This is a genomic window from Mastigocoleus sp. MO_188.B34, from assembly GCF_030065675.1.
GTDB lineage: Bacteria > Cyanobacteriota > Cyanobacteriia > Cyanobacteriales > Nostocaceae > Mastigocoleus.
Map to the genome: position 1 here is coordinate 19,435 of NZ_JASJDK010000115.1, position 8,062 is coordinate 27,496.

An 8,062-nucleotide genomic window follows, 5' to 3' on the forward strand; every position below is an offset into this window, starting at 1 on the left:
TCATACTTTTGATTTTTGAGCGCCAGTTTTTTTATATTTCCAGTTTTTTATATTTTGTGAACCAGAAAAATGAGCTCCTTATCGCTGGCTTTTTTCTGGTAATTATTTTATGTTGGTGTCACCAAATTAATGTCTGTTTTAACTGATTTGTAGTTGTCCAAGCAGAAAAGAGCTATAATCACGTTTCTATCATTGCCAGATATTCTGCAATTATTCTGATGCTTCGGGCTACTGGTATCATTATCTGTCTAGGTTACATTTTTGGGTTGTTATCTACAACAATTCCTGGGGGAGGTTTTTGGATTCTCCTGATAGGTCTAGTTGGCGCATTTTTAACTAGAACTAGAAGAGGTCACATATCACTGCGCAAACCGACTCAAGAAATTAGACAATCAGCATCAAAACAAAAAAAGTCATCTCTGGCGAACAGTACTTCACGGTCAATTAATTCACAGTCAATTAAACCAAAATCAATTACCTGGTTGATTGGAGGCTTAGTTGGTGTATTAGCAAGTTTTTACCTTCAATATAGACTGCCGCAACCGCTTCCAAATGATATTAGCAGGTTTATCCCCAAATCAGATAACAATTTTCAAGAACAAGTATTCATTGTCCGAGGTGAAGTAACAAGTAAACCCCGCTTAACCCGTTCTGGAAGGGGACAGTTTTGGTTAAAACCCAAACAAATAGATCAAGTAAGACAACAAAATGCAGATGATAATACTAAAGGTGTAAACGGTAAACTATATGTTACCGTCCCTCTTCTTCAAGCTACTGGTTTGCATCCCGGCGAACGAATTGCTGTTACGGGAATTTTATATCAACCGAAACCGGCAAGTAACCCAGGAGGCTTTGACTTCCAAAAGTATCTGCAAAGACAAGGAGCTTTTGCAGGTTTGAGTGGACGTCAAGTGAATATTCTCGAGGAAACCCAAGGATGGGGATGGTGGAAAATTCGCCAAAAAATTGTGCGATCGCATCTTGCGGGATTGGGGGTTCCCCAAGGTCCAATGCTCAGTGCAATGGTTTTGGGAAACAAAGCTGTCGATTTACCCTATGACATTCGCGATTTATTTGTTAAAGCAGGATTAGCTCACGTAATCGCAGCTTCAGGATTTCATACTTCCCTGATTTTAGGATTGGTTTTAAATCTTACTAAGCGTTTGAGCCGAGGAATACAATTTAGTGCTGGCTGTATTGCTTTGATTATATTTGTTAGCCTTACAGGTTTCCAAGCTTCAGTTCTCAGAGCAGCTATTATGGGATTTGCAGCTTTGTTAGGGATCGGTTTAAAACGTAAAGTAAAGCATTTGGGATCTTTATTAGTAGCTGCAACATTACTATTAATCATAAACCCCTTGTGGATTTGGGATTTGGGTTTCCAACTTAGTTTTTTAGCCACCTTAGGTTTAATTACCACTGTTCCTCCTATTACCAAAGGTTTAAATTGGTTACCACCTGCTATTGCTTCCCTCATATCAGTTCCTGTTGCTGCAACAATTTGGACTTTACCCTTACAGTTGTATATTTTTGGAGTTGTCCCACCCTATAGTATTTTGCTTAATATCATCAGTACACCATTGATTTCTGCAATCTGTATTGGCGGAATTATTAGTGCTTTAGTGGGTGTAGCTGCTCAAGATATGGGAAGTAGTTTAGCCGGATTTTTGTATGTACCTACAGATTGGTTGATTAAATTAGTTGAATTTTTTAGTCAGCTACCAGGAAGTTCCATTGCTTTGGGTAAAATTGCTATTTGGCAGTTATTAACTGTTTACGGAATCATTCTTTTAGTTTGTTTGTTCGCTAGGTTTAGACGTAGATGGTGGTTGGGTAGTTTAATTGCAATAACTTTAGTCTTTATTCCTGCTTGGCATAATTCTAGTAATTTATTTCAAGTTACAGTCATGGCTTCAGGAACAGAACCAGTAGTAGCAATCCAAAACCGAGGAGAAGTAACATTAGTCAATAGCGGTAGCGAACAAACAGCTAGATTCACAATAATTCCTTTTTTAAAACAACAAGGTGTAAATCAAATTTTTGCTGCGATCGCTAATGATTTTGAGAATGAGACCCAAAGTGGTTGGTTAACATTATTGCAAAATTTTTCCTTCAAAAACTTCTATCAATATTCTTCTCCTGATTCAAATAGAAATTTTTCCCAGAAAATAATCCGGGAGCAATTACAAGTACAAAAAACTATATCTCAACCCTTATTACTAGGAACTCCTATTAATCTAGGAACAGCAATCGTAAATTTAATCGATAATCAGATTCCCATATTAGAAATCCAAATAAAAAATCAAAGCTGGCTATTGGTAGGTAACCTCAAACGCAGTAATTTATTTAATACGATTGAAAATAATCATTTATCTCGTCCTCAAGTACTATGGTACTCAGGTGATGCTTGGCAAAAACTAATTAGACTTCTGAAGCCTGAAGTTGCCATCATTTCTAACCCAAATTCCCAACAAACAAAATCTCTGTTATCAAAAATTCAAAAAGAAACACAAACACAAATCTTCTTTACTCAAAGCGATGGTGCAATAAAATGGACGCCAGAAAATAAGTTTGAAGCTACAATCCAGCAAAATGAGAATCAAACGTCAGTTATGTAACAACCAAAAAATGGAAAGCAGCAAAAAAAGAACATTAAGATAAATATCAAATAGGGAACCAAGAATAGAAAAATGTTCTAACAACTGTAGCGATTAATGTAGAGTATTGTTGAAGAAATACAATTGCTGACTAAAGAAATTATTTTGATAGACTCACACTGTTTGTTTAAAAGCACCGATGATATTGAATTATTTCTTAGAGTAAATCTTCTTGAATCTGCTCATTTTGTGTGGAGTCCGACTATACCAACGTAATAATACCCTTGCTAATTGATGGGGATTATGACGGACATAACCAACTTCATCTTCTTGGATTACATTTGCAGGTACGATCCTTCTTCCTAATTTACTTATTGCTTCACGGTCTATGAATACGGGATGGGATTTTTCCTTCGCATAACGAAATAAAGCGCGGGAAGACGGAGACTTTTTGTGGACTAAAACTGCATTAAATAAACGCCGACCGCAAGCCTTATCGATTGCTTCAATGTGATCGGCTACACTATACCCATCTGTTTCTCCCGGTTGAGTCATAATGTTACAGACATAAATACGCGAAGATGTGGAAGCTGCGATCGCATCAGAAATCTCTGGAACCAAAAGATTGGGAATTACACTAGTATAAAGACTACCAGGTCCCATAATTATACAATCAGCTTCTTTGATAGCTTTAATTGCCGTAGGCAAAGCTGGTGGAGCCTCTGGAGTGCAACCAATTTTGGCAATTTTACCACCTGCCTCAGTAATATTAGATTCACCTTCAATACGACGACCATCGGTTAATTCTGCCCAAAGTTGAACGTCACTTAAAGTTGCCGGAAGAACTTGACCTCTAATTGCTAATACTTTAGAACTTGCTGCAACAGCCCTTTCCAAATCCCCAGTAATTTCACTCATAGCGGTTAAAAACAAGTTACCAAAACTATGACCGCTCAAACCATCTCCAGCACTAAAACGGTATTGGAATAGCTCTGTCAATAACTTTTCTTCATCCGCTAAACCAGACAAGCAATTACGAATATCTCCTGGCGGTAAAACACCAATTTCTCGACGCAATCTTCCCGAAGATCCACCATCATCTGCAACGGTTACAATTGCGGTAATATTCGCGCTGTAAGCTTTAAGCCCCCTTAACAAAGTAGAAAGTCCCGTACCGCCACCAACAACGACAATCTTTGGTCCTCTGTACAGGCGACGATGTGCCATCAAGGCATCAACCAATTCCTCTTCACCCTGGGGTCTAAATACCTCAGTTACGGAACCAACAGTACGAGTTTGTCCCCATAACAACAAAATTAAACCACACAATAAAACAATTGGACCGCTGACATAATAAGGTACAATGTCAGTTATAAACTCTAAGAAAATCTTAAATAATTGAATTATCCTGTAAATTGGGGTGAGTCTGACCCAAATTGCTAATCCCAAACAAGCAAGGATTACACCACTCACACTAATCAACAACCAACGTTTCACAGATAGTCCGGGTGATAACCACTTAAACCATTGGTTTATTCGATGGGTGGTACGCCTGCGAGACTGTTGTTGCACAATATTTAAGGCGTGTCTGAAAAAACCTATTGACATAGCAACAAATGCAACATAATTGTAAATTTTGATCTATTGAAAATGTACAACAGTTGGTTTATTCCCTAGGTATGGATTTATTACATTTTCTTTGTCTGTTAGATTTTACGCATTTTATTACAGTTGTCCGCATGTTTGTGAACATATCCATCTCCAGAATGATACCCTGAATAAATTTTAGATGGTTAGATGTCCCTACATTTACGAAAATAAAGTACCTTTATAAAAACTTAAAGTGCTCTAGTTAATTTCATCTAAACATAGATCGCATTAAACAATCACTCAATCGTGTTTCAATTCCGGATTCTGACCATAAAATTCCCTTGCAAAAACCAGTCTTCACCTACGCTATACTAGTCACCGTTCGTTGTTGGTTACCAAATTGAAAACACCGGATTCACACTCCCCATCAATAAAAACTAATGGAAAAACGTATTTTAGGAATAGATCCGGGTTTAGCAATTCTAGGATTTGGGATAATCAATTGTCAGACAAATCAAACCCAAATTCATGATAATGCTGTGCAACTACTTGACTTTGGTGTAATTCGTACCCCAGCAAAAACTGATTTAGGGAAAAGATTATGCACTTTACACGATGATTTACATACGTTGATAGAGGAATGGGAACCGGACTTGGTTGCAATAGAAAAATTTTTCTTCTACCGAATGTCGAATACTATTTTGGTCGCACAAGCTAGAGGGGTTATAATGTTGGCTTTGGCACAGCAATCCCTTAATACCGTTGAATTTGCCCCTTCTCAAATTAAGTTAGCCTTAACTGGTCGTGGTAACGCGGAAAAATACCAAGTTCAAGAAGCGGTAGCACAGGAACTTGATTTAGACTACGTTCCTCGTCCGGATGATGCTGCTGATGCACTAGCGATCGCATTAACTGCTTGGTTTCAATCTTAATGTTATGTCCGATAGAACACTTGCAAAAAATATCTACGAGAAATCCTTGAGGTATGGACGTTCTCATCGCATAATCAATTTGATTTTACCTGTAAGCAATTACGAACAAAAGCTAGAATCAAATTGTCACCCAAATACTTGTATCTACCGTGGATACCACAACCTGTCCCCGCTGTAAGCAGCACATTGAACCTCAAGCTATTACCTGTCCATTTTGTCGTACCCAGCTAAAAGCTTACGGACATCCAGGAATTCCTTTACATCGTTCTACCAATGAAGAGTATTTGTGCGATACCTGTGTTTATCACAGTGATGATACTTGTAATTTTCCCAAACGACCTTATGCGACAGAATGTACCTTATACGAAGACATTCGAGTCCAAGAATTAGAACAAAAACAGCAACAAGAAGCAAATAGATTTAGTAATAAGTTAAGATTTTGGTTAAAACGCAATCAGTTTTTTATGTTGTTACTGTGTTTGCTATTAATTTGTTTTCTTTTTGCCTTAGTAACTTCTGGGTAAGTTAATTGGGAAATTCATCAGGCAAATAAAATAGGAAAAAGAAACTTAAAATTATAAAAGTTTCGCTTAGCAAATAGTAAAGATTTCAATACCTATAGAATTTTTACGATAGCTTTGAAATTAAGACGATGGTTGAATAATTATATCAGAATGATCCGGATGAGTCACAACAAATTTATAAATACCAATATCCAAATCTATTAATTTAGATGCATCTTTGAGAACTGATGTTCTGATTCTCGAACTCCTACAGCGAATATAAAGAGTTCTGTTATTAGGATCGAAACTCAAATGACAAACACCCCAAAAAGGAAATCTATTTGCCAAAAATTCAGATAATACCTGCATGAAATTCATGAAAGCTTTAGCTCCCAGTAGTGAGAAGAATCTATTGTTTCAATAAACTAAGTGGAAGAGTTAATAGCAAAACCATGTTTGAACCAAGCGTCTTCTTTTGTTGGTTTATAAATAGTTACGCCTAAACATAATTTAAAATATTGGCTTCAGAGCACAAACCTTGTTTTGACATTTTAAATTTTGTCGTTCAAACTGTATCGTCGAAAAAAAACTACTTTGTATCTAAATTTGCATATTTTTTGTAAATTTTGATTTATTTTAATATTTTATTTATATTTTCTAGAAAGCTGACGAGTGTCTCTGCATCATTTTGCAGAGATTGAGGACGATATTCCTTTCTTATTGGGATTTTTTTAGCTTTTCGAAATCCAACTGTAATATTTATTAGTACAAGCTAAAGAATTTTTGTAACATAATCCTTGAAAGCCTTCTTCAGTAATGTGTCGTCACTAAACAAAGAAATCTTTTGGTCAATTGATTCATCTGTAATTCCCTCAATTAATAATTCTTTAGTGTAATCCATTACCATTCGTTGTTGTGTGTATTTACTCGAGCGCTTTTCTACTAAAGAACGTCGATGTAAAGACTCGATAGCTTTTAATATCTTTTTTTGATGAACTACCGGAGTAATATCTTTTACTAAATCTGGAATTGAAATCCAGCTACGATTAATTGCTAACCAATACATGATGATTTGCTCTAATGAAGATAGACGAGCAAACTGTGAATCTAATAAGCGACGAATACCATTTAAAACAATTGTATCTTGTTCCAGGAAGTTTCCAATTTCACCATCAAATAGGTCATTAATGGAAGTAAAAGAAATTTTCAAGGCTTTAGGGTTGCAACCATAATTCCAGCATAACTCTTGCTTTTCTTTTTCAGAGCCAGATAATCCTTCCTGCTCAATTAAAGCTTGTGCTGTTTCCAAAGAACCTTTGAGATGCAAAGAACGGACATATGACTTTTGACCTTCCAATCCACTTATTTCAAATGGTTTTTCGCGAGTAGTAAGAAGAAAACAGCTTTGGTGATTTGTTTCTCCAACGAGTTTTAATAATTCTCCGTATTCTTCATACCCTCGACTATATTCTCCAGTTAATTTTCCTGGTTCCAAAATTGTCTCAAAACGATCCAAAATTACTAAACAACGAGAAGAACGTAAGTATTGAAGTAAAGTTTCACTTTTAGTTTCTCTGTCTTGTTTATCTGAGAAAAAATAAACTAGTTCTCCGACAATATTTTTTTGGTTCGTGGTGTGACGTAGCGAACGCCAAATAACATATTCAAATTTATCTTTTACCTGTTCCATTAACTGTCCAGCGAGAGCGGTTTTTCCTATTCCACCAACACCCACAATTGCAATTAATCTACGTTTATCTTGTATTACCCAATTTTTAAGAGTTCCTAATTCTTTTTCAGTCCCGTAAAAAACTGAAGTGTCAGGTGCATCACCCAGATCCCACTGTTTTTCTTTTTCCTGAGAATTTACAACTGTCTGAAGCTCTTTATGTCGTTCCAATGCTTGACGAAAATTTTTCTTGGTTACTTTCTCTCCCAATCCTTCAGATAGTAAACGCCATAGTTGAGAACCAACATCTTTTTTAACGTAGTCTAAGCAATAACCATGAGTTTCCGCAAAGTCTTCATATGTTTGATTTTTCCAAGATGCTTTTAATAACTCACTTTGTAAATCAGTCAAAAACTTACCAGTTAATGCAGAAATGGCTTGGTCTGCGATGTTTAAAGCCTCTTCAGTAGTCATAAATAGGATTACTATATAATAGGGTTTATTTGCTTATCAAATTTTTTGCTGACAAAATGCTCCAGCAGAGAATTTTAAGTTTTGATTTTTTATATTTATTCTTTATTACACTTATTTGTGTAGGAGTTATTTATCAAGAGAAATATTTTCAAAATGAAGTATCCCAGGAACTACGCAAATAAGTGTAATAAAGAATAAATATAAAAAATCAAAACTTAAAATTCTCTGCTGGAGCATTTTGTCAGCAAAAAATTTGATAAGCAAATAAACCCTATTATATAGTAATCCTATTTATGA

General features: G+C 35.9%; 6 protein-coding genes. 3 read left to right on the forward strand and 3 right to left on the reverse strand.

Annotated elements, in window-relative coordinates; genetic code table 11:
* Positions 1 to 218: 218 nt before the first annotated feature.
* Positions 219 to 2,618: a ComEC/Rec2 family competence protein gene (locus QNJ50_RS22245; protein WP_300639620.1), complete on the forward strand. Its 2,400-nt coding sequence runs from the start codon at positions 219 to 221 to the stop codon at positions 2,616 to 2,618.
* A gap of 189 nt (positions 2,619 to 2,807) precedes the next feature.
* Here the strand turns inward: QNJ50_RS22245 and QNJ50_RS22250 are convergent, their stop codons facing one another.
* Complete coding sequence (locus QNJ50_RS22250) at positions 2,808 to 4,205, reverse strand: gluconeogenesis factor YvcK family protein (RefSeq protein ID WP_300639623.1); 1,398 nt, start codon at positions 4,203 to 4,205, stop codon at positions 2,808 to 2,810.
* Between the two features lie 422 nt (positions 4,206 to 4,627).
* Between QNJ50_RS22250 and ruvC the strand changes: the two genes are divergently transcribed.
* Positions 4,628 to 5,119, forward strand: coding sequence for a crossover junction endodeoxyribonuclease RuvC (ruvC, locus tag QNJ50_RS22255; protein WP_300639625.1), 492 nt, complete (start codon positions 4,628 to 4,630; stop codon positions 5,117 to 5,119).
* A gap of 149 nt (positions 5,120 to 5,268) precedes the next feature.
* Positions 5,269 to 5,643 carry a zinc ribbon domain-containing protein gene (locus tag QNJ50_RS22260; protein ID WP_300639628.1) on the forward strand — a complete coding sequence of 125 codons (375 nt, stop codon included), beginning with the start codon at positions 5,269 to 5,271 and terminating at the stop codon, positions 5,641 to 5,643.
* Between the two features lie 120 nt (positions 5,644 to 5,763).
* On the opposite strand, the gene QNJ50_RS22265 is transcribed toward QNJ50_RS22260, so the two are convergent.
* Together QNJ50_RS22265 and QNJ50_RS22270 are read right to left on the reverse strand one after the other, a co-directional pair.
* The gene (locus QNJ50_RS22265; RefSeq protein ID WP_300639631.1) at positions 5,764 to 6,000 is read right to left on the reverse strand and encodes a hypothetical protein; all 237 of its coding nucleotides are present in this window, start codon (positions 5,998 to 6,000) and stop codon (positions 5,764 to 5,766) included.
* A gap of 394 nt (positions 6,001 to 6,394) precedes the next feature.
* Positions 6,395 to 7,765 carry an NB-ARC domain-containing protein gene (locus tag QNJ50_RS22270; protein WP_300639634.1) on the reverse strand — a complete coding sequence of 457 codons (1,371 nt, stop codon included), beginning with the start codon at positions 7,763 to 7,765 and terminating at the stop codon, positions 6,395 to 6,397.
* Between the last annotated feature and the right edge of the window lie 297 nt (positions 7,766 to 8,062).